We start from the raw sequence: 24,477 nt of genomic DNA, 5'->3' as shown, positions 1-24,477 counted from the left end.
TTAGTAAAAACAAAGATAACCAAAAGGGCTGACACCTCGTGAGAAGTGTCAGCCCTAAATTATTTTGTTTAATAAAGTTTTACCGGACAGCAATAAAAAAAAATATACCTTATGTTAACGTGAGTTCGACGAATTATAAGTGTCTATAAATTTGGTGATTAGTGAAATTTATTGTACCTTTAAGGTGTGATTTACAAGCAATTACAAACAAAAATCGCTATGATCATCGAGGACAAAGTTTTTCGCAAGCTCAAGGAAATCCTGAAATATTTTGTATGGCAGATGATTTCTGCAAGTTTTTTGATGCAATGGTGGCAAAATATACGCTAAAGCCTACTGGAAAAAGAAGGTATCATCGAGATTCCACGATGTCAAAGGCAGAAGTCATGCTAATAATGATTCTTTTTCACGACTCTGGTTATCGCTGCTTTAAACATTTCTATCTTGAAAAAGTATGTAAGCATCTGCGTCATTTGTTTCCTAAAGTTGTCTCATACAACCGTATAGTAGAATTGGAAAGGGAGGTTGTCATTCCACTCGCTTTGTTTATCAAGAAAGTCTTGTTAGGAAAATGCACGGGCATAAGTTTTGTTGACAGCACACCACTGCGTGTCTGCAAGAACCAAAGAATACATATTCATAAGGTTTTCAAAGGTATAGCCCAACGAGGTAAATGCTCTATGGGTTGGTTCTTCGGTTTCAAATTGCATTTGATTTGCAATGAGAAAGGAGAGCTTCTCAACTTTATGATAACACCGGGAGATGTTGATGACCGTAAGCCATTGGAATATAAAGCGTTTATAGATTCCATATATGGCAAGCTGATCGGCGAAAAGAGGTACATCGGCAAGTATCTCTTCCAAAGGCTGTTTGTGGATGGAATACAACTTATTACCAAATTGAATAGTAACATGAAAGGAGCTTTGATGAGCGTTTCTGACAGACTCTTACTCAGAAAAAGATCCATTATAGAAACTGTGAATGATGAGCTTAAGAATATTGCACAGGTGGAGCACTCCAGACATAGATGCTTTGACAATTTTATCGTCAATTTATTAGGCGCTATTGCAGCCTATTGTCTGTTCCCCAAAAAGCCGTGTATCAATGTACAAAGGACTATTGACACACAGCTTGCTCTGTTCTGAATTCGTCGAACTCACGTTAAATTAATATGAAAGTGCAAAATTAAGCATAAACTGTGAAGAACCCTTGTTTCGGGATAGAAAAGTTTTGTCGTCCTTGAGATTTTCAGCGTAGGCAACAAAAATACCGAGACGCTCTTTTTTGTTTTTTCAAGCTGGCTTATAATACGGATATTTTATCTGATAAACAAAGCGCCATGAAAACAACGACTCGATAAAACAGTGCCATACCGGCCATGCGCCCACATGGACATCTACGCGACATCCACTCTTTTACTATTGGCGCCCAAGCACAACCTTCTCACTTGCAAATACATTCATTTCCACAACATATCACGCGCTTTCCACTTTTTAAAGTCACAACTTGACATTAGTGATTAAAATCCATTACCTTTGCAAGTCAAAAACATTCATCGCAAAAAAAAACGCTCTCGCTCGTCTTGAATGAGCGAGCGTTATTGAGCAACCAATCAAAAAAAACGGATTATGACAATTAGCAACAAATTACTCACGCTTTTCCTGCCTTGCCTAATGTCACTGCCCAGCAACGCGCAGACACCCGTGTATCTTGACAGCGGCAAGCCCATTGAGCAACGAGTGGAAGACGCACTCGGCCGTATGACATTAAACGAAAAAATAGCCGTGATACACGCTCAAAGCAAATTCTCGGCCCCGGGCGTAAAGCGTCTCGGGCTGCCCGACTTTTGGACCGACGACGGCCCACACGGCGTGCGCCCAGACGTGCTATGGGACGAATGGGAACAGGCGGGCCAAACCAACGACTCCTGCGTGGCATTCCCAGCGCTCACGTGCCTTGCCGCCACTTGGAACCCATCGCTGGCACTGATCTATGGGCACAGCTTGGGCGAGGAAGCGCTATACCGGGGCAAAGACATGATTCTCGGACCGGGCGTGAATATCTACCGCACGCCGCTCAATGGACGCAACTTTGAATACATGGGCGAAGACCCATTCCTCGCCTCGACCATGGTGGCGCCATACATCATAGGCATGCAACAGAATGGCGTGGCGGCCTGCGTGAAGCACTACGCACTCAACAACGACGAGGAGAACCGTCACAATGTCAATGTCATTGTCTCCGATAGAGCCCTACACGAGATATACCTGCCGGCTTTCAAGGCGGCCATGCAGAAAGGGAAAGCATGGGCCATCATGGGGTCATACGGCATGTATAAGAACCAGCACAACTGCCACAACGACATATTGCTCAACCAAATCCTTAAGCGAGACTGGAGGTTTGACGGCGTAGTAGTGAGCGACTGGGGAGGCGCACACGACACCGACCAAGCCATCACAAACGGACTCGACATGGAGTTTGGCACATGGACAGACGGCCTTGCCATGGGCAAGACCAACGCATACGACAGCTATCACTTGGCCGAACCTTACAAGAAACTTATCCTCGAGGGCAAATATACTGAGCGGGAACTTAACGACAAGGTGCGCCGAGTGCTCAGATTATACTTTCGGACAACGATGGCTCACAAGCCCAATCGTGGTTTCCTGTGCTCCGAAAGTCACTATGAGGCCGCACGGAAAATAGCCGGAGAAGGTATCGTGCTGTTGCTAAACAAAGACAACACGCTGCCCATCGTTCCGTCATCGTCAACGCATCGCAGAGCCAAGCTGTTGGTAGTGGGCGAGAACGCCATCAAGATGATGACCGTGGGGGGAGGCTCTTCCTCGTTGAAAGCGCAGCGAGAGGTGTCTCCATTGGATGGCATCAAGGCGCGACTGGGGCACGTCATGCAAGTGGACTATGAGCGCGGATACGTTGGCGACACCACCGGCAACTATAATGGAGTGACAACCGGCCAAAACCTCGCGGACCATCGCTCCGAGAGCCAACTCATCAACGATGCCGTCGAGAAAGCTAAAGGGGCCGACTACGTGGTGGTGATCGGTGGCCTGAACAAAAGCGACTACCAAGACTGCGAGGGGCACGACCGCAAGAGTTACGCCTTGCCATACGCCCAAGACAAACTCGTCTATGCGCTGACACGGGTCAACAAGCGCGTCATCTTTGTCAATATATCAGGCAACGCCGTGGCCATGCCGTGGCGAGACCGGGTGCAAGCCATCGTGCAGGGATGGTATATCGGCTCCGAAGCAGGCCATGCCATAGCCGACGTGCTTAGCGGAGACGTAAATCCCTCGGGCAAATTACCGTTTACATGGCCAGCGAGACTCGAGGACGTGGGCGCTCACGCACTCGGCGCTTATCCCGGCACATGGCGCGCCGACAAAAAGGTGATAGACCAAGAGTACAAAGAGGGCATCTACGTGGGATACCGATGGGTGGACAAGGCACATACCAAGCCGCTCTTCGCATTCGGCCACGGACTGAGCTACACGTCTTTCGCCCTGTCAAACCTGCGTCTTGACAAAACCACCATGCGCCCCTCCGACAGCCTGCGCGTCACCGTGACGGTGAGAAACACTGGCCCTCGCGACGGCATGGAGACCGTACAACTCTACGTGCGCGACAACCAAGCATCCGTGGATAGGCCCATGAAAGAGCTCAAAGGCTTCGCCAAAGTGGAGCTTCGGGCAGGCCAACGGCAAGACGTGACTATCACCATCGGGAAAGACGCGTTAAGTTTTTACGACGAGAAAAACAAACGATGGACGGCCGAGCCGGGCGAGTTCACCATATTAGTGGGAAACAGCTCCGACAAATTGAAACTGAGAAAGAGCTTCGTCTTGTTATAGGCTGGCTCTCGCTTTAACGCACCCAAGGCAGATCTAACAAGACAAGCGTTAGCCAAACAGCCCCATCCCGGGCAAAACAAAAAATCTCACGAGCCATCGTGAGATTTTTTTGTGGCAAGCTACCCACTCCCTCCATGTCTCGAAAAACGCGTCAGGCGTCGCCCTTCATGTTGAGACTTGCCATAAATCGCCTGATGACCTCGGGCTTGCCAGTGTGCTTGCCAGTATCCTCCGATAGCTTGCAGGTGTCGTTATAGAATGGCCACGACTCCGTAATCTTTACCGCCACCAACTTGATGACGGTGTTCATAGGGACAATTCCCTTAAAATCGTTGGTGAAATGAGTGCCTATCCCGAACGATGGATGACAACAATCCTTTGCGTATCTTTGTATCTCAATGGCGTCATCGGTGGTGAGCCCGTTAGAAAAGATGACTTGCTTGGTTCGCGACGGGATGTTAAACGACTTGTATTTCCGTACGATTTTACGCAGTTCCTCACGGTTGTCGCCACTATCCACACGCAAACCCTTGAACAAATTAGCAAAGTCTTCAGAGAAGTTCAACGAGAAGATGTCCCAGCCATAGCTATCGTAGAGATACACGCCCAAGGCTCCACGAAACGTGCCACGCCACGCCTCCATGGCTAAATGGTTGGCCATCTGTGGGCCGAACATGCCGCCCAAGGCGCAAACGAACTCGTGCGCCATGGTGCCCACAGGCTTGAAGCCATATTTCATGGCCAGATAAACATTGCTGGTACCCACTATTTTGCCCGTGGCGGATTTACCCATCTTGTCGGCACAATCCCTGAATGCCCTCACCACAGTATCCTCGGCCTTGAACGAAGCGCGACGGCGCGTACCAAAATCGGAGAATATGCACCCAGCTTTCAAAAGCCGCTCGGCTTTGTGGTAAGCCTTGCAATAGTAGTCGTCATAATCGAACGCCGCGTCCTGCCCGGTCACTTGGTAGTACAACTCCGAGACAATGGCAAGCACTTTCACCTCCAACAGGATGGTGTCAGACCAGTTGCCCTCTATCTCAATGTGCAGTTTTCCCTCCGCGTCTTGTGACACGTCCACCCACTCTTCCTTATACCTGAACCCTTTAAGATAGGTGTAAAACCAGCAAGGTATATAATAACACTCACGTCTCATAAAGGCTATCTCCTCGTCCGTAATGACAAGAGCCTCCAACATTTTGATTTGCTCGCGTACCAATTCGGCGAAACCGTCTGGATATACAGTGTCGTTTCGGTCAAAAAACGAGTATCTCACTCGAGCCCGTGGATAATTGTCGATAACGGCGCAACACATCGAAAACTTGTAAAGGTCATCGTCGGTGAAATGGCTAATGATAGGTTTCATTCTTTTTACGATATTGTTACAAGGCGTAAACTTACATCTTTTTTTCCGAAAAAAGCAACGCGCGTGCCATGATTTTTTCATTTGACATGAAATGGTGAAATATAATGCGTACCAAACATGCGCCAATAAGCCACCGCGGGCAAAAATTATCGCATGTACTGGAATGCGTTTGCCGATTGGGAAGCGAAATTGTTTGGGAAGGCAATAAAAATGATTACATTCAAACTCCTCGTCTCGCTTTTTACAGCATCCAAGCTTCATTAAATAACGAATAATGCTTAACTTTGTCGGCATGATGGAAAAAACAAAGATTCAAGGACACACAGCCGTCCTGTTAGCCAATATCATTTTCGGTCTCGGCGTGCCCGTGACCAAGTCGCTTTTGGAGCAATGGGTATCGCCCATGGCCTATATGGCAACGCGTTGCATCGGTGCGGCGGCCATTTTCTGGCTCATATCGCTGTTCATGCCCAAAGAAAACGTGGAGCGCAAAGACCTCTTGGTGATTATGATGGGCGGATTGCTGGGATTTGTCATCTCGCAAACGCTCACGGCTTGGGCACTCAACTATACCACGCCTGTATACTTCAGCCTCATCGCCACGCTCACGCCAGTGGCTACGATGGTATGCGCGGCTCTCTTCATCGGAGAGAGAATGTCAAAGCGTGGCGTTGTAGGAGTGGCAGTGGGCATCGTCGGAGCCATGCTCATGGTGCTGATGGGATGGCAACGTGGCAGTGGCAGCAACGACCTGTTAGGTATTGGGCTGGCCATATTGAGCCTACTCACATGGGCTGTGTACCTTATTGTCACACGCAAAGTATCGGTTAAATACACCGCCGTGACACAGATGAAGTGGATTTTCTTGGTATCGACCGTCGCGGTATTGCCATTCTCATGGTCAGACTTACTATCAGCCCCACTCTATAGCGCGGCGTGGCAATGGAGCGGCATGTTAGAGATGGGCTTCATCGTGGTGTTCGCCACCGTGGCCGGCTATTTTGCCATACCATTCGCTATGCGCTACCTTCGGGCCACCACGGTGAGCGTCTACACCAACCTACAACCCATCGTGGCATCAGCAGTGGCCATCGCCATCGGGCAAGACACGCTCACATGGGACAAGCCCACAGCTCTCGTCTTGGTTTTGCTGAGCGCCTATATCGTAACCACACGCCGCTGAGGCGTCACAATCAGAAACATCCAAAAAGCCCCACAACATCACGTTTGACGTTGTGGGGCTATTTTTATATCGAAAAAATTCGCTCTTGGCTTACTCGGCAGAACCGTTGTCGTTGCGTGCGTCGTCATTGTTACGCTCGGCGCGATCACCGCCGCGATCACCGCTGAAGCCATGGCGATCATTGTCACGACGTGGCCTGCGCTCGCCACCGTTGCGGTCTTCGCGACGCGGGCGACGCTCGCGAGCCACATATCCTTCGGGCTTTTCAAGCAGCGCGCGACGCGAAAGTTTATACTTGCCGGTCTTGGCGTCTATGTCAAGGAGTTTCACCTTGATCTTATCGCCCTCCGAGATACCAGCCTCTTCCACCGTCTCAAGACGTTTCCAAGCTATCTCCGAGATATGCAGCAAGCCCTCCTTGCCGGGCAAGATCTCCACGAAGCAACCGTAAGGCATCACGCTTTTCACCGTGCCCTCATACACCTCGCCCACCTCGGGCAATGCCACGATGCCCTTGATCTTGGCCAATGCGGCATCTATGCTATCCTTGTTGGGCGCGGATATCTGCACCTTGCCAACGCCATCAATCTCATCTATGGTGATGGTAGATCCAGTGTCCTCTTGCATTTGCTGGATAATCTTACCACCGGGGCCTATCACCGCTCCGATAAATTCCTTGGGAATCTCTATGGCAACAATGCGTGGCACTTGTGGTTTCATTTCGGCGCGAGGCTCAGACATGGTCTTCATCATCTCGCCCATGATATGCTCACGACCAGCCTTAGCCTGCATCAGAGCTTTCTCCAAAATATCAAATGACAGACCGTCGCACTTGATATCCATCTGCGTGGCGGTCAAGCCATCCTTCGTTCCGGTAGTCTTGAAGTCCATGTCACCCAAGTGGTCCTCGTCGCCAAGAATGTCGCTCAGTATGGCGTACTTGTCTTCTCCCGGGTTCTTGATAAGTCCCATGGCAATGCCGGAGACAGGTTTTTTCATAGGAACACCAGCATCCATCAACGCCAACGTACCCGCGCAAACAGTCGCCATGGACGAGGAGCCGTTAGATTCCAATATTTGGCTCACAAGACGCACGGTGTAAGGAAAATCAGATGGTATCTGATCTTTCAGTCCACGCCATGCCAAATGTCCATGCCCTATCTCTCTACGGCCCACACTTCGTTGCGCTTTGGCCTCGCCTGTGGAGAACGGTGGGAAGTTGTAGTGTAACAAGAAGCGCTGGTATCCACGGTTCAACACGTTGTCTACCAATTTCTCATCCAGCTTTGTACCCAATGTGCAGGTAGAAAGGCTCATGGTCTCACCGCGCTGGAAAATGGCGCTTCCGTGAGGCATTGGCAGTGGAGACACTTCGCACCAAATGGGGCGAATGTCGGTGGTAGCACGACCGTCAAGACGCTTACCTTCGTCGAGTATGCAACGGCGCATAGCGTCGCGCATCACGTCCTCGTAATAACGAGCGGCCTCTGCGTGTTTCTCCTCAAGCTCATCCTCGGACAATTCGGTGTGCGCCGCATCGTACCTCTCAAGGAAGTCGGCTATAATCTTATCGAAAGCGTCGTGGCGTGCGTGCTTCTCCAACGCCTGACGGTTGATGTCATACACAGGCTTGTAAAGCTCGTCCTTGATTTGTTGGCGCAGCTCGTCGTCGTTCACCTCATCCTCGTAAGCGCGTTTGGTGTCGGTGCCAAGCTCTTTGGCCAACTCGTCTTGCAACTCACACATGGGCTTGATGGCCTCGTGGGCCACTTTGAGGGCGGCAATAAGGTCTGTCTCCTGCACCTCTTTCATCTCGCCCTCCACCATCATGATATTGTCTTTGGTGGCTCCGACCATAAGATCCATGTCGGCCTCTTCCATCTGCTGGAACGTGGGGTTTACCACATACTCGCCGTTTACGCGAGCCACACGAACCTCCGAGATGGTATAATCGAAAGGAATGTCAGAGCATGCCATAGCCGCAGACGCAGCAAATCCAGCCAAAGCATCCGGCTGGTCCACCCCATCGGCGGAAAGTAGCATTACTTGCACATAAACCTCACAATGATAATCTGCTGGGAAAAGTGGACGAAGTGCTCGATCCACAAGGCGCGAGGTGAGTATCTCCTCGTCACTTGGCTTGCCTTCGCGCTTGGTAAATCCGCCGGGAAAACGACCCGCAGCACTGTACTGCTCACGATAATCAACCTGCAAAGGCATAAAATCTGTACCCGGAACTGCCTCTTTGGCTGCGCAAACTGTGGCCAACAAAACGGTGTTTCCTAAACGAAGGACTGCGGCACCGTCGGCTTGTTTCGCAACCTTTCCGGTTTCAATTGAGATGGTTCTGCCATCTGGCAACTGAACGGTCTTTGTAATTACGTTCATCTAAAAATCTTATTGTTTTGACTTACATCTAATAAAATATAATGTTGCAAAGTTACCCATTTAACACGAGAAAAGGGAAGAAAACGTTAATATTTTTTGTTTTTTTGGCGATTAGGCACTAACTTTGCAATCAACAACTTAGTAACCATAACATAGAAATGAAGATAACCAAACTCATTGTATCTGTGGCCTTGACACTCGCCGCCACTGCCATCACCTCTTGCTCCGGAGAAAAATTCAAGGTGAGCGGCAACATCACGGAAGCCAAAGACTCCACGCTCTATTTTGAAAATATGAGCCTGAACGGCCCCGTGGCGGTAGACTCTATCAAATTGGGAGCGGACGGCTCGTTCACTTTCGAGGGAGAAACCAAGGGAAATCCCGAATTTTACAGACTGCGCATAGACCGCCAAATCATTAATATTGGCGTGGATTCCACCGAGAACATCAGTGTGAAGGCTTCCTATCCCACAATGTCCACCGACTACCACGTGGAAGGATCGGAGCAGTGCGCCAAGATCAAACAGCTCGCCACTATGCAGATGCAATTGCAAATCGCGGTGAACGCCATCACACAAAACCCAAACGTGACTTACCAAAAGGAAGCCGACAGCATACAAACTGTGATAGAAGCCTATAAAAACATTGTGAAAAACGACTTCATTTTCAAAGAGCCCAAGGCCACATCCTCTTACTTCGCACTGTTCCAAACATTTTCCGTGAACGGCAAGCCAATGCTCATCTTCGACCCACGCAGCAAGAAAAGCGACGTACAGGTCTTTGCCGCCGTGGCCACCAGCTGGGACACTTTTTACCCAGGGTCTGAGCGTGGGCAAAACCTTCACAATATTGCCATTGAGGGCATGAAGAACGTGCGTATCATCCAAGCTGGCCAAAACCAAACAATAGATGCCTCGAAGGTTGTGGACGCAGGTGTAATAGAGATTGCCTTGCCAGACAACAAGGGCAACATCAGAAAACTGACCGCGCTGAAAGGGAAGGTAGTGTTGTTAGATTTTCACGTGTTTGAAAGCAAGGGTAGCGCACAACGCATCATGAAATTGCGAGAACTATACAACAAGTACAGCCGCCAGGGACTCGAGATATATCAAGTGAGCCTTGACCCTGACGAGCACTTTTGGAAAGAGAGCGTCGCCGCGCTGCCTTGGATATGCGTACGAGACGAGGAAGCCATGTCGTCTGTGAACGCCGCCCACTACAACGTGCAAAGCGTGCCTACTTTCTTCCTCATAGACAAAAACAACGTGCTGCAAAAGCGAGACTCCCAAATTAGAGATATCGACAAAGAAATCAAATCCATGCTATAACGGCACAATATGTTTGGCGGCTACACCCTAAAGGTTAACCGCCAACGTTGCTCCAGTGGCGAAGTCTCCGAGTGGCTGACAAGCGCCACCAACTCCAAGCCAACCACTCGTACCAAGCCATCGCGCCAACAACCCAAACAAAACACACTATGCATCCACTCGAAAAATTCCAGTACTGCCCCGTTTGCGGAAGCAAGCACTTTGATGTGCAAGACGACAAAAGCAAGAAATGCGACAACTGTGGGTTTGAATATTACCTAAACCCCAGTGCAGCCACCGTGGCCATCATACTCAACGACCGCGAGGAACTGCTCGTGCTAACCCGAAAAATAGCCCCTGCCAAGGGCACGCTCGACCTACCGGGTGGTTTTGTAGACATCGGCGAGACCGTGGAGCAAGGCGTGGTGCGCGAGGTGAAAGAGGAAACTGGCTTGGACGTGACGCACGCCAAATTTCTTTTCAGTCAGCCCAACGTGTACATGTATGCCGGTTTTGAGGTGAGAACCGCAGACTGTTTTTTCTTTTGTCAAGTGAAAGACGTGTCGGTGGTCAAGGCTTTGGACGACGCAGCCGCTTACCAATGGATTTCGGTGCACGACATCCACACCGAGCTTTTCGGGTTGAGATCCATCCGTCAGGGACTGTACGACTTTATAGACTGGTATGACAAACAGAGAAACGGGGAGGCGGAAAGCGGAAGTATTGAGAAATTTGTATGATAAAATACGTATTTCGATCACTCCGTTTTGAATGAGACAGGTGCACAACTGTCAAAAAAAACTACATGAAATCGTGACAAGAAAAACTTGACAAATAGCACACGAAAATCAACTTTTTCAGCCCTTACCCCATCAACAAGAGGTGTCTAAACTCTATTTTTAGTGGTCGAATGTCACTGCCATTATGCGTCTAAGCATTAATCGTGTCGCGACAAAGCATTAAACGCTTACCCATTAACTACTATTCACGCCACGATTAAGCATTAATGGCAAAGCGATTAAGCCCTAAAGGCACCCATCACGCAAACGAATTGTTTGACGCCAAACGAGCGGTTGCAACACGACTCTGACTTTCAGGCAGTTACCAAGTTTGCCCATTTCTTGCATATTTGGAAGCAAAGGCACGTCCATGCGCAAATAAGCCAAATATGAGCGTATATTTGTCAACATAATTCAAACTCAAAATATGACTCGCACATACCATGAAAATGTGCAATGTACGTTATGAATTACGAATTACAACATTTTCTTTTCTATTAAAAAAACAAAAAATATTATATATAATAATGTATAAGAAAATGTTTTAATTACTTTTGCCAACCATATAAATAACATGTACGCAAGTATGCAAGACAATTTAGTTATCGTAGAGAGCCCGGCAAAGGCTAAGACCATAGAGAAATTTCTCGGAAAAGATTACAAGGTGATGTCCTCATACGGGCATATTCGAGACCTCAAAAAAAAGGAGCTCAGCATAGACGAGAACACGTTGGAACCGTGTTATGAAATTCCAGAAGAGAAGAAAAAAATTGTAGCAGAACTCAAGAAAAACGCCAAGCAAGCAGGTAAGATTTGGCTCGCATCGGATGAGGACCGCGAGGGAGAGGCCATCAGTTGGCACCTTTGTGAGGTGCTTGGCTTAGACGAGGCGAAGACCGCCCGCATCGTATTCCATGAAATTACGAAAAGTGCCATAAAGGAGGCCATTGCCCATCCGCGACACTTGGACATGAACTTGGTGAACGCACAGCAGGCGCGCCGCCTGCTGGACCGTATCGTGGGTTTCAAGCTCTCGCCCGTGCTTTGGCGCAAAGTGAAGCCCCAGCTCTCGGCCGGCCGTGTTCAAAGCGTGGCCGTGAGATTGATCGTGGAGCGAGAGCGAGAGATACAAGCGTTCAACACCGAGCCTTACTATCGGGTGAGCGGCATCTTCACCGTGAGAAACACAGACGGCAGCAAAAGCGAGGTGAAAGCCGAGTTGGACCGCAGGTTCAACACGCACGAGGAGTCGGTGGCGTTTCTTGACAAATGCAAAAACGCCACGTTCACTGTGGACAACATCGTTAAAAAACCTACGAAACGCACGCCAGCCCCACCCTTCACCACCTCTACGCTACAACAAGAGGCCGCGCGAAAATTGGGGTTCACCGTGTCGCAAACCATGATGGTGGCCCAACGACTGTACGAGGCCGGCCGCATCACCTACATGAGAACCGACAGCGTAAACCTGTCAACATTGGCCATCAATACGTGCAAGGAGGAAATCATCAAGTCGTACGGCGAGAAATACAGCAAACCTCGCAACTATCACACGCACTCCAAAGGAGCGCAGGAGGCCCATGAGGCCATCAGGCCCACTTTTGCGAGCGAGCGCGGGCAAGATCTCTCAAGCCAAGAGCGCAGGCTCTACGACCTGATATGGAAACGCACGATAGCCTCGCAAATGGCCGACGCCCAACTGGAGAAGACCGTCGTGACCATTGACGTGGAAGGCGTGGACGAGAAATTCGTGGCCACCGGCGAGGTCTTGGACTTCGATGGATTTATCAAAGTATACCGCGAGTCGACCGACGAAGACGAAAACACCCGCGAGGAGGTCACGCTCTTGCCAACCCTAAAAGTGAGCGACAGGCTGGAGAGGCAGGAGATAGCCTCAACGGAGCGTTTTTCGCAAAGCCCATACCGCTACACAGAGGCGAGCTTGGTGCACAAGCTGGAGGAGCTCGGCATAGGGCGCCCATCCACTTATGCCCCAACAATATCTACCATCCAACAGCGCGAATACGTGGTCAAGGGAGACAAGCCCGGCAACGAGCGCACCTACATGGTGGACACGCTGAAAGGCAACAGCATAAAATCCGACAAAAAAAAGGAGATGGTAGGATCGGAAAAAGGAAAGTTGCTGCCCACCGACATTGGCATCGTGGTGACAGACTTCTTGGTGGATAGTTTTCCAGAAATAATGAAATACAACTTCACCGCAAAGGTGGAGCAACAGTTTGACCTTATCGCCGAGGGAAAAGAGGAGTGGAAAGACATGGTAAAGCAATTCACCAAAGATTTCGACCCCGACGTGGACAAGGTGATGCAAAGTCGCTCCGAGCACAAAGTGGGCGAACGACTGTTGGGCGAGGAACCAGCAACGGGCAAGCCTGTGTCTGTCAAGATTGGACGTTTTGGCCCCGTGGTGCAGATAGGATCGGCCGACGACGAAGAGAAGCCGCGCTTCGCGCAGATGCCCAAGGACAAGAGCATAGAGACCATTACGCTTGACGAGGCGTTAGAACTGTTCAAGCTGCCGCGCCACATTGGCGAGTTTGAGGGATCTGAGGTGACCATCGGCACCGGAAGATTTGGCCCATACGTGCTGCACAACAAGAAATATGTATCGCTGCCCAAGGGTGAAAACCCACTGACGGTGACACTCGGAACAGCCGTGGCGCTCATCGAGACCAAACGGCTACAAGAAAAGGAGAGGCACATCAAACAGTTCGAGCAAGACAACAAGATGGAGTTGCTGAAAGGGCGTTACGGACCTTACGTGGCCTATGACGGCAAAAATTATCGTATAGACAAGAAGCTGCACGAGCGCGCCTTGGCCGGAGACCTGAGCTACGAGGAGTGCATGGACATCGTGAGAAACGCCCCAGAGCCCAAGACAAACAGGCGCAAGAAATAACCACCCACAAAAATGGCGCACGGCATGACAAACGAAGCGCACGGCAAGGACATAACCCGAATTGCGCTTGTAGGATATATGGGGGCAGGCAAGACCACCATTGGCAAGGCTTTGGCAGAAGACTTGGCACTGTCATTCTACGACCTCGATTGGTACATCCAAAACCGCATGCACAAAAGCGTGAGCCAAATCTTTGACGAGCGAGGCGAGGAAGGCTTTCGCCTCATTGAGCGAAACATGTTGCACGAAGTGGCCGAGTTCGAGGACGTGGTCATCAGTTGTGGGGGCGGCACGCCATGTTTTTTCGACAACATGCAGTACATCAACCAACAAGCGCAGAGCGTTTACCTGAAATGCCATCCGGACACACTCTATGCCCACCTGCACATGGGACGGGCAGTGCGACCACTGCTGCTCGGGAAAAATACTGACGAAATGAAAAAATACATTGCCACCCAATTGGAAGAACGTGAGCCATACTACCTCATGGCCAAACACACGGTGGACGTGACGCTGATGGACAGTTGTCTAAAAATAAGCAACATGGTGGCCAAATTGAAAGAAACGTTGCACATAGGATAACGGCAGAATGCGACACAACCTTCATTTTTTAATAAAAAGACCCGCTTACAGACATGAAAAAATGGACTATTGAAGATTCGAAAGAGCTTTACAACATCAATGGTTGGGGCACTTCCTACTTTGGTATCAACAATAACGGTGACATGTACGTCATGCCGTGCAAAGATAACACCGAGATCGATCTACGAGATGTAATGGACGAATTGGCGCTGAGAGATGTTACGCCACCCGTGCTACTACGTTTTCCCGACATACTTGACAACCGCATAGAGAAGACGGCCTCATGTTTTACAAAAGCCAAGAAAGAATACAATTTCCAAGCGGAAAACTTCGTTATCTATCCCATCAAGGTTAACCAGATGCAGCCAGTGGTAGAGGAGGTGATCAGTCACGGCAAGAAATTCAACCTCGGCCTTGAGGCAGGCTCCAAACCCGAGCTACACGCGGTGATCGCCGTGCAATGCCAAAGCGACTCGCTCATCGTCTGCAACGGCTACAAAGACGAAGACTACATAGAGCTGGCATTGCTCGCGCAGAAGATGGGCAAGCGTATCTTCATTGTCGTGGAGAAACTCAGCGAGCTGGATACCATCGCCAAAGTGGCCAAAAAACTACACGTGGAACCCAACCTCGGCGTCCGTATCAAACTCGCCTCATCAGGCTCGGGCAAGTGGGAAGAGAGTGGTGGCGACGCCTCCAAGTTTGGCTTGACAGCCACCGAGTTGCTACAGGCGCTACGTAAACTCGACGCCATGGGCATGCACGACTCCCTAAGGCTCATCCATTTTCACATCGGCAGCCAGATAACAAAAATCAGACGCATACAAACCGCACTGAGAGAAGCGGCGCAATACTACATTAACCTGCACAAAATGGGCTATGCCGTCAACTTCGTTGACTGTGGAGGAGGTCTCGGCGTGGACTATGACGGCACCCGAAGCTCAAGCAGCGAAAGCTCAGTGAACTATTCCATACAAGAGTATGTCAACGACTGCGTGTCCACTTTCGTAGAAGCCGCCGACAAAAACGGCATCCAGCATCCCAACATCATTACCGAAAGCGGGCGCAGTTTGGCCGCTCACCACTCGGTATTGGTCATCGACGTGCTGGAAACGGCATCGCTACCAGAGATGCCCGAAGAGTTTGAGGCCACGGAGGAAGACCACCCCTTGGTGAAAGAGCTATACAATATCTGGTGCAATATCAACCCTAAGCGCATGCTTGAGGATTGGCACGATGCCGAGCAAATACGCGAAGAGTCGCTCGAACTATTCTCACACGGCATCGTAGACCTGCAAACGCGCGCCGAAATAGAAGCTATGTATTGGAGCGTTTGCCACGAAGTGAACACCATTGCCAAAAGCATGAAACACGTACCTGATGAGCTTCGCAGCTTGGACAAATTGTTAGCCGACAAATATTTCTGCAATTTCTCGCTCTTCCAAAGCCTTCCAGACTCGTGGGCCATAGACCAATTGTTCCCCATTGTGCCCTTGCAACGGCTCAACGAGCGCCCCACCCGCAAGGCCACGTTGCAAGACATCACGTGCGATTCTGACGGAAAAATCAGCAATTTCGTGGCCGATGGTCACGTTTGCAGCGTGCTACCACTACACACTTTGAGGAAAAACGAGCCTTATTACTTGGGCGTTTTCCTTGTCGGAGCCTACCAAGAGATACTCGGCGACATGCACAACCTCTTCGGAGACACCACCGCGGCGCACATCAGCGTGAAAGATGGGCGATACAACATAGACCAAATTTTTGATGGGGAGACCGTCGAGGAGGTGCTTGAATACGTACAATACAACCCCAAGAAACTTGTGCGCCAATTGGAACAATGGGTGGCCAAGAGTGTCAAACAGGGCAAAATATCAATCACGGAGGGCAAAGAGTTTCTCAACAACTACCGATCGGGACTCTACGGTTACACTTATTTAGAGTGAGACCCAACCTTATTCCACCTCGCGCGAAACACTCGCAAGAGCTCATCTCACAACTTTCTCCACGTAAACAAACATGGAGGGAAACGCCTTGAACCATGTCAGAAATTAGTTTTCGAAACGATATCATGCCGCTCAAGAACCAGCTGTACCGGCTGGCGCTACGCATTACACTTGACAATGCGGAGGCGGAGGACATCGTGCAAGAAACGCTTATCAAGGTTTGGAACCAGCGCGATCGATGGAATGAGATTGAAAACATACCAGCTTTTTGCTTCACCATCTGCCGAAACCTGTCCTTGGACAGCATCAAGCGGCAGGCTAACCAGCACCAATCACTGGACAACACACCCGTAGAACATACCGACAACGCCATCACACCATCCGAAAAAGCCATCCAGCGAGACCAAGTGAACTTGGTACGGCACATCGTGGACAACCTGCCCGAGAAGCAGCGCAGTTGCATACAATTACGCGACTTTGAGGGTAAAACTTACAAAGACATTGCCGAAATTCTCAACATATCCACCGAACAGGTCAAAGTAAACATCTTCAGGGCACGCCAAACTATCAAATTAAGATTTCAAGATTTGGACGATTACGGACTATGAAAACCATACCAACATCTTAATATCCGAAAAACCAAATAAAAGTTAAAACATCATTGCACTGTAACTTTGCTCCTGCCCAATCGTCATTATTATAGCAAACAAGAATATCGACAATGGATTACAAATACATCGACCAACTCTTAGAGCGCTATTGGCGCTGTGAGACCACCCTTGAGGAGGAGGATATCTTGCGCGCTTTCTTCAGCCAAGACAACGTGCCGGTGGAGTTGTTGCGCTACAAGGCTCTCTTCTGCTATGGAGAAAGCGAGCGCAAACACGATGTGTTGGGAGACGATTTCGACAACAAACTGATGGCCATGATAAACGAGCCCGAGCCGGTCAAAGTTCGTACAATCACCATGACACAGCGTTTCAAGCCGCTTTTCAAGGCCGCAGCCACCGTCGCCATTATCCTCACGTTGGGCAATGCCATGCAGTTCTCGTTCGGTCGTCACAATATCGACCCCATGAGCAGCTATGATGGCTACGCCATGCCAGAGATAGACAAGGCAAACCCAATGGCCATGGGCGATAGTGCCACTATCGACACTATGAAGCAAACCATGGCGCTGCCAGCCACAACGCATGACAAATCCATGCTGAAATAAGACTATTTTCTATGCTTTCTCTATAAAATAATGTTTAGTAAAACAACTTGAGGCTGTGAAGCTTCGTTTCTCTCAAATTTTTCATAACATACTAACGTAGAGAAGGGGTCACCACTCGACATCGAGCCGTGACCCCTTATTTTATGCCGATAAGCCAAACAATCGTAGTCATCAGTAATGGCAGATCGCACCCCAAGTGCCCAAAGAGGCATTAAATAGCCCTGCATCGTCGCATATCAACCCTGCGATCGTCTCAGCCTCAACGCCAATTGATACAGACTTGGCACGATGATACACACCGAGAACAACAACCCCAACCACATGGTTCGACTATCTCCGTGAAACAAATCGATGAGTTGACCATCCGCCGATGAGGGTAGCAGGTTAAACATGAGATAGGCCACCGTGTTGTTTATCCAGTGGAACACCACACCCGGAATTATGGAATTGGTGCGATAATACATCCATCCCAACAGCAAACCAATAATCATGGCATGCGCGAATTGGGCTTCGTTGCCATGCACTGCGCCAAAGATGAGGGCAGAAATGGCAATGGCTATCCAATGCTTGCGCCCAGTAAATACATGCAACAGATTGCCAAGGATAGCTCCCCTGAACACCACCTCTTCCGCCAAAGGTGCCAAAACGCCTATGGCCATGTACCCCACCGGCTCACTCATGATACTCTCAAACGTCCGCATCGCACTCTCGGGCACAGTAAGATTCATCTGCTCTTGCAACCATTGCGATGGCAAGATGGAGCCCAAAGCCAAGCATGCCACCCACACCAAGACCGTCCACGGACGCATAGAGAGCCACACACGCGTCAAGCGCGCCCATCGGGCGTACACAAACACAATGATAGTGACAATGCTGCTCAGCGCCGATACAGCTACCAACAACTTGCCACCCACACCGATGGCTCCATGATAGACATGGCTTGAAAACTCAGCCCACGAGATGCCGTTATGCCAAGCGTTAGCTCCTGACACGCCAACCAACATAACATACTGTATGACAAAAAACATCACCACATACAGCACGATGTCAAAAAAAACACGAGTCTGTTTATTCAAAACCATTTTCTTTTAATATTTTTTCTATTTCTTTCTCATCCAGTTTTAGTTGGTCCACCAAAGCATTCACGTCTTCAAACTTGCGCTCTGACCTCACGCGACGCACAAAAGACAAATCAAGCCTTTGATCGTATATATTCTCACTAAAATCGAAGATATGTGTCTCCACTGTTCGCTCGTGCCCAGCGAAAGTAGGCCTCATTCCTATATTGGTCATGGCGGGCATCGAGCGGCTGGCCGCCCCAACTCTTGCCTTCACCGCATACACACCATTACCCGGTATCAACTGCCCTATACGCGATACGTCGAGATTGGCCGTGGGATAGCCCAACTTTCTACCCTCTTTGTAACCATCAGATACCCATCCATACAATGTGTAGTCGCGGCCCAAGCAGCGAGCCGCCAACGTCACCTCACCCTCATGAAGAAAAGCTCGCACCACCGATGAACTGACCTCTATGCCATCCACCACGTAGGCAGAAGCATGTGTAACCTGCATGCCTATCTCGCGTCCATAACGGGCATAATCGTCAAAACTCTCTGCACGATCGTGCCCAAATCGGTTGTCATATCCGATAATCAGTTGCTGAACACACAGCCGTACACGCAGCACCTCATCCATGAAACGGCGAGCGGACAACATTGCCATTACCTTGTCAAAACGCAGCACCACCACTACATCCACGCCCGTTAGCCCAAGCAATCGCAGCTTCTCGTCGAGCGGGGTGAGTAGCTGTGGTTGAAAATCCTGCCGTAATACTGAGCGCGGATGGCGGTCGAACGTGATTACCATCGACTCTAAACCCAATGTGTGGGCACGATCCACCACTTGTCTCACAAGATACTGATGCCCCAGATGCACGCCATCAAAGAAGCCCACCGTTGCCACGACCGGCCGCGTCAATGCCCCACTTTCATTATCAAGATATATCGTTCTCATGGTCAGTCTATTGTTACCGGGCCATTCGCCAACGCCCCACGGCACGTATCAACTCGCCCGAGCCAAGCACCGCTACACACGTAATGCCTACTATCGCCATCCACTCTTCTGCGCTGAGAGGAAGCGTGCGAAACATTCTACCACCAAAAGTGACAATGGCCCATTGGCCCACCAAGATGAAAAACAACACCAACAATAGTCCGCGGTCACGCATCAGGTAGCGAAAAGCACTGTAATGGCTACCCAGACATTTAGCGTTGAAGAGATTCCAAAATTGCAACATGACAAACGTGGTGAAGAAAAGGGTCAGCTCATGCACATCTATCACACTGCCTGGGCCATGTCTTTCGCACCAAAGTAAAAACGTAAACATCACCGCAAAAAATAGCATGCCACACCATAAAATGGCGTTTCGCATGGCCTTGGTAATGATAAATTCGTTTTGTTGGCGTGGTTTGTCATGCATGACCTCATGCGATGGGGGAAGCGAGGCCAAGGCCATAGCCGCGAATGTGTCCATGATGAGGTTGATCCATAGTATTTGTGTCACCGTAAGTGGAACCTCTGTGCCTACAAACGAGCCAGCGAGCACGAGCATCAACGCAGAGAAATTGATGACAAGTTGGAAAAAGAGGAACCGTTGTATGTTCTTGTAGAGCGAGCGTCCCCACATCACTGCCGAGGCGATGGATCGGAAACTGTCATCCAAGAGCGTGATGTCTGACGCCTGCTTGGCGACCGACGTGCCAGACCCCAACGACAATCCCACGTGCGCATAGTTGAGCGCCGGTGCGTCATTGGTGCCATCACCCGTGACGGCCACAACCTCGCCTCGTCGTTGCAACAGTTGCACCAACCGCTGCTTGTCGGCCGGTCGAGCCCGAGACATCACCCTGAGCTTAGGCGCTAACTCATAAGCTTCGTCGTCGCTCAGCGCCGCGAACGCCTCGCCGGTGATGTGCCATCTATCCTCTTCGTTTTGTTTTTTGAGCTCATGGATATGTCGATCCTCCGCATTTCGATTATGATCGTTCCATATACCTATCTGTCGGGCTATCTCTATAGCTGTGGCCGAGTTGTCGCCTGTAACCACCTTTACTTCTATACCCGCTTTGAGGCACTCTTCGACAGCCTGCGGAACGTCCGAGCGGATAGGGTCTTCTATGGCGAATATGGCCTGGTAGCGCAAGCCCGCAGTGGCAAAATCAGCGCCTTGCCCACACGCCAGCGCTATCACGCGCATGCCAGCGCGCTGGTAGGAGGCTAGCTTTTCAGCCACATCGGCACGCTCACTGGCTCCCATGTCGCACATGGCCAAAACGATCTCTGGCGCACCCTTGACGTAGATCTGCCGGTCGTCAGTCACCGTTATCATGTATTTGTTCTCGGTAGAGAAAGGCAGTTGCTTGGTCACATGGGCCGCTTCGCGAATGGACTGATAGTCTTGGCCCTGCGCTTGCATCCATCTTAGCAATGCAACCTCGGTGGGATTACCCACGCCTTTGCGCCCATCCAAATGAGCCGTGGTGTTAGCGGCCACCCCCTTGAAGACGCTATCCATCACAGATGGGTCTGCCGCCATGCAAGCTTTGACCATCATGCGGTTTTGCGTGAGCGTTCCCGTCTTGTCGGTGCATATCACAGTCACGGCTCCCATGGTCTCTGAGGCATGCAATTTACGCACCAAGTTATTTGATTTGAGCATACGACGCATGTTGAGCGCCAACGCAAGCGTCACCGCCATGGGCAGACCCTCGGGCACTGCCATCACGATAAGCGTGACCGCCACCATGAAATAGTTGATCACAATGTGGGCCATACCAAGATAATCAGTGCCCTGCCAAATGGTGTTGGTGAGGATGTCGTGCACCATAAAAACCACAAAGGTTACTATAGCCACGACCGTGCCGACCTTGGATATGAGCTTGGCCAATTTGTCAAGCTGCATACTCAATGGTGTCTTTGTTCTGGTTTGCTCGGTGGCACTGATTGCCACTCTGCCTATCTCGGTATGGTCACCCACTTGAGTCACCACGGCCTCACCCCGTCCATTCATAACCATCGACGAGCGCAGCACCACATGTGGTGGATAGGCAGCATGTTTGTCGGAATCGGACAAGGTAGCGCTCGTAGAAAGCGACTGATGCGACGGCGCTCCCACAAGACTCTCCGCAACGATATTAGTGTGCGTGTTGCCACGCAATGATTTGGTGGCTATCTGCTCGCCGGTGAGACTTGATTCGTCCACTTGCAGGTTGACAGCCTCTGTCAAGAACCCATCGGCCGGTATTTCATCGCCCACCTCCATAAGCATGATATCGCCCACCACCACGTCGCGACGCGGTATCTGCGTCACTTGGCCATCGCGACGCACCTTGACTGGCTGATCTTCGTTGATCAAAGTGAGCACTCTGAACTTCTTGGCAGCGTCCATTTCAAAATAAAATCCTACCGTCGTGGCTATAAATATGGCCGCGAAGATACCAATGGTCTCCACGAAATCGTTCTCCACGAATGCCAAAACTAAAGATACCAAAGCAGCTACAAGCAGTATCTGGATAATGGGGTCGCGATATTTGTCTAAGTAAAGTCTATAAAATGATATTGGCTTGGGAGGTGTCAACACGTTGTCGCCGTGCTCACGGCGGCTTGCCGACACTTGTTCATCTGTCAATCCATGCGTCGACACGTCATGGGATGTCTGCTCTGTCATAAATAATGTTTTTATATTGGCAAAGATACTCAAAATACAAAAAATGACCAATATATTCGCTTGTTATTTGTTCTGGTAACACAAACTAAGAAGCATGCTATGGCATGAGACACTTAAGGATTTGTCTTTTATGTCAAAAATTAATCACAAAAAACAAGCCAAGATGAGGGGTTGTTTTAGCGAAAGAAAAGACATCCGATCCAAGTCAAGAATGCCATCCAGGCCATAAAAAAAGACACGTTTTTTGTTTCGGCACGCGTAAAAGCACTAATGGCAACACGTTTAGCGCTTAACCAAAGCGCGACTAACACCTAATGGCACCGTGATTAACGCCCATTCACCACACGATTAAACCTTAAACGCAAACCAGCAAAAAAACTTTTATTGTATAATACACTGTATTATTATCATAAAATCCTGAAATACAACACTTTGATAAAAACTCCAAATGAGGGCGTATTTACAAAAACACAAGACACATTTGTGTATACGCTAAGCATGGAGACTTTTTTGTCATATTTTTTACACATGCCATCGTCGCATCTAAGCGGTGTAAACAAAACGCTCGTCGCCGTATTGCATGCCACGCACCATTCTGTCACGGACAAGAGTGTTTTCTGTCGTCAAAACAGCGTTTGTCTTGCTATGTCATATCAGTCCCATCCTCACACAAGGCCAAATACAGAGCGTCAAATGGTCAAAATCGCACATTTTATCTTTTTTTTGCTAAAAACATTTGGAATTTTGCCAAGAACCCGCTATCTTTGCAGCCACTTAATTCGTCTGCGCCATTGCAGACTTACATGGACTTGTAGCTCAGTTGGTTAGAGCAACAGACTCATAATCTGGAGGTCCCTGGTTCAAGCCCAGGCTGGTCCACGCTGAAAATCAAGGAGTTACGCCATTAGCGCAACTCCTTTTTCTTTTGCTTGCGAACACATTGCGAACACGGGATATCACAGAATACATGCAATTCTAATTATCCATTATCTATTTGTCCTTTGTTTTTCCTATTTTGAGACCTCTGCAAAACTCATTGTTCAAAGTTTGCTCATTTCATCATATTTTTGTACCTTTATAGTATGAAACAACGTCCTTCTTCTCCGAGTTTTGCTGACCTAATAGTTGGTCATCGTAAGGTTAAACAGACCTTTTTCTTACAAATTGATCAGATAATCGACTGGAATCCCATTCGTGGACTTATTGAAATTGCTTACACCAAAGGCAACCGTCCCACTGGTCGTCCAAGCTATGACAGCCTTGTGTTGTTCAAGACCGAACTTCTTCGTACATGGTATGGCTTGAGTGACGGCGAGGTCGAAGAACAGGTAAATGACCGTCTGTCCTTCAGTCGCTTTGTTGGTTTAGGATTGGATGACTGCGCTCCAGATAGTACAACTGTATGCCGTTTCCGTAACATTTTGGTTGAAGCCGACCTTTATGACAATGTGCTGCAAGAGATAAATCGCCAGTTAGAGTTGGCTGGTGTTTTGGTTAAGCGTGGTGCCATCGTTGATGCAAGTATCACGGATAGTCCTCGTCGACCTCGCGGCCGTAAGGAATACGAAGTAGTTGAGGATCGCAATGAGGAATCAGGCAGGGATGTTGCAGAAAAGGCAATGGTTAATGAAATCGTCAAGCCCAATGTTGATGGTGAAGCACGTTGGGTAAAGAAGATGGGGAAGCTACACTTCGGTTACAAGCGACATTCGGTTACAGATGAGAACGGCTTGGTGATAGCCGAGGAAACCACACCGGCTAACGAAAGTGACATCAAACATTTGGAAAAGCCATTAGAAAAAGCTAAACTTCCACAAGGTACACCTGTTTATGCCGACAAGGGTTATGATTCTACAGCAAACAAGGATGTACTTAAACGTATGAAGCTCAAGAGTCGTATCATGCACAAAGGAGTAAGGGGACGTAAGCTAACGGAAAGAGAGCAGCGTGTTAATGTAGCTATCAGCAAGACACGGTACAAAGTGGAACGTACCATTGGATCTATTCACAGATGGTTTCATGGTGGGATAGCCAGATATGTAGGTTTAGCTAGGGAAATTCAGCTAATTCCCTTTTGGAAATCCTCATAAGCAGTAAAATATCATATTCTTTTCCTTGAAAAAGTTCTTGGAAAAGAATTTGATGTATCTTTCGCTCAAAAATCTTAAATTATGAGACGTATG

Annotated in this window: 16 protein-coding genes and 1 tRNA gene; 12 read left to right on the top strand and 5 right to left on the bottom strand. The window is 49.3% G+C overall.

Features of this window, described 5'->3' with window-relative positions:
• Positions 1–275 precede the first annotated feature (275 nt).
• Both C7379_RS02770 and C7379_RS02765 read left to right on the top strand, forming a co-directional pair.
• Positions 276–1,145 (top strand): IS982 family transposase, encoded by an 870-nt coding sequence (locus C7379_RS02770; RefSeq protein WP_116615924.1) that lies wholly within the window; start codon positions 276–278, stop codon positions 1,143–1,145.
• 483 nt (positions 1,146–1,628) lie between these two features.
• On the top strand, positions 1,629–3,875 hold the full coding sequence (locus C7379_RS02765) for a glycoside hydrolase family 3 C-terminal domain-containing protein (RefSeq protein ID WP_116615899.1): 2,247 nt from the start codon (positions 1,629–1,631) through the stop codon (positions 3,873–3,875).
• Between the two features lie 151 nt (positions 3,876–4,026).
• On the opposite strand, the gene pncB is transcribed toward C7379_RS02765, so the two are convergent.
• A complete protein-coding gene (gene pncB, locus C7379_RS02760; protein WP_116615898.1) occupies positions 4,027–5,244 on the bottom strand; it encodes a nicotinate phosphoribosyltransferase in 1,218 nt (405 codons plus the stop codon).
• 292 nt (positions 5,245–5,536) lie between these two features.
• Here pncB and C7379_RS02755 point away from each other — a divergent pair, with 292 nt between their 5' ends.
• Complete coding sequence (locus C7379_RS02755; protein WP_116615923.1) at positions 5,537–6,427, top strand: DMT family transporter; 891 nt, start codon at positions 5,537–5,539, stop codon at positions 6,425–6,427.
• Between the two features lie 90 nt (positions 6,428–6,517).
• On the opposite strand, the gene pnp is transcribed toward C7379_RS02755, so the two are convergent.
• Positions 6,518–8,815, bottom strand: a complete 2,298-nt coding sequence (gene pnp, locus C7379_RS02750) for a polyribonucleotide nucleotidyltransferase (RefSeq protein WP_116615897.1) — start codon at positions 8,813–8,815, stop codon at positions 6,518–6,520.
• 158 nt (positions 8,816–8,973) lie between these two features.
• Between pnp and C7379_RS02745 the strand changes: the two genes are divergently transcribed.
• From C7379_RS02745 to C7379_RS02715, 7 genes are all read left to right on the top strand, one after another.
• Complete coding sequence (locus C7379_RS02745; RefSeq protein ID WP_116615896.1) at positions 8,974–10,143, top strand: thioredoxin-like domain-containing protein; 1,170 nt, start codon at positions 8,974–8,976, stop codon at positions 10,141–10,143.
• Positions 10,144–10,292: 149 nt separating this feature from the next.
• On the top strand, positions 10,293–10,862 hold the full coding sequence (locus tag C7379_RS02740; RefSeq protein ID WP_116615922.1) for an NUDIX domain-containing protein: 570 nt from the start codon (positions 10,293–10,295) through the stop codon (positions 10,860–10,862).
• Between the two features lie 625 nt (positions 10,863–11,487).
• Positions 11,488–13,821, top strand: coding sequence for a type I DNA topoisomerase (gene topA, locus C7379_RS02735; RefSeq protein WP_116615895.1), 2,334 nt, complete (start codon positions 11,488–11,490; stop codon positions 13,819–13,821).
• Between the two features lie 24 nt (positions 13,822–13,845).
• The gene (locus C7379_RS02730; protein ID WP_116615894.1) at positions 13,846–14,403 is read left to right on the top strand and encodes a shikimate kinase; all 558 of its coding nucleotides are present in this window, start codon (positions 13,846–13,848) and stop codon (positions 14,401–14,403) included.
• 53 nt (positions 14,404–14,456) lie between these two features.
• Positions 14,457–16,349 (top strand): biosynthetic arginine decarboxylase, encoded by a 1,893-nt coding sequence (gene speA, locus C7379_RS02725; RefSeq protein WP_116615893.1) that lies wholly within the window; start codon positions 14,457–14,459, stop codon positions 16,347–16,349.
• A 95-nt stretch (positions 16,350–16,444) separates the two neighbouring features.
• Positions 16,445–16,957, top strand: a complete 513-nt coding sequence (locus C7379_RS02720; protein WP_116615892.1) for an RNA polymerase sigma factor — start codon at positions 16,445–16,447, stop codon at positions 16,955–16,957.
• A gap of 113 nt (positions 16,958–17,070) precedes the next feature.
• Positions 17,071–17,565, top strand: a complete 495-nt coding sequence (locus C7379_RS02715) for a pyruvate ferredoxin oxidoreductase (RefSeq protein WP_116615891.1) — start codon at positions 17,071–17,073, stop codon at positions 17,563–17,565.
• 236 nt (positions 17,566–17,801) lie between these two features.
• Here C7379_RS02715 and C7379_RS02710 read toward each other — a convergent pair whose 3' ends face one another.
• The 3 genes from C7379_RS02710 to C7379_RS02700 are packed head-to-tail and all read right to left on the bottom strand — an operon-like array spanning position 17,802 to position 22,294.
• On the bottom strand, positions 17,802–18,641 hold the full coding sequence (locus C7379_RS02710) for a CPBP family intramembrane glutamic endopeptidase (protein WP_243406687.1): 840 nt from the start codon (positions 18,639–18,641) through the stop codon (positions 17,802–17,804).
• Positions 18,634–19,581 carry a riboflavin biosynthesis protein RibF gene (ribF, locus tag C7379_RS02705; RefSeq protein WP_116615889.1) on the bottom strand — a complete coding sequence of 316 codons (948 nt, stop codon included), beginning with the start codon at positions 19,579–19,581 and terminating at the stop codon, positions 18,634–18,636. The genes C7379_RS02710 and ribF overlap by 8 nt, the downstream gene beginning before the upstream one ends.
• Positions 19,582–19,594: 13 nt before the next feature.
• Positions 19,595–22,294: a cation-translocating P-type ATPase gene (locus C7379_RS02700; protein ID WP_116615888.1), complete on the bottom strand. Its 2,700-nt coding sequence runs from the start codon at positions 22,292–22,294 to the stop codon at positions 19,595–19,597.
• 805 nt (positions 22,295–23,099) lie between these two features.
• Between C7379_RS02700 and C7379_RS02695 the strand changes: the two genes are divergently transcribed.
• Together C7379_RS02695 and C7379_RS02690 are read left to right on the top strand one after the other, a co-directional pair.
• Positions 23,100–23,173, top strand: a tRNA-Ile gene (locus C7379_RS02695).
• 203 nt (positions 23,174–23,376) lie between these two features.
• Positions 23,377–24,384: an IS5 family transposase gene (locus tag C7379_RS02690; RefSeq protein ID WP_116615887.1), complete on the top strand. Its 1,008-nt coding sequence runs from the start codon at positions 23,377–23,379 to the stop codon at positions 24,382–24,384.
• Positions 24,385–24,477 lie beyond the last annotated feature (93 nt).

Origin of the sequence: Hallella colorans, from assembly GCF_003096815.1 — a bacterium.
In the GTDB taxonomy this organism is placed as follows: Bacteria; Bacteroidota; Bacteroidia; order Bacteroidales; family Bacteroidaceae; genus Prevotella; species Prevotella colorans.
This window is presented reverse-complemented; position numbering and strand designations above follow the sequence as displayed.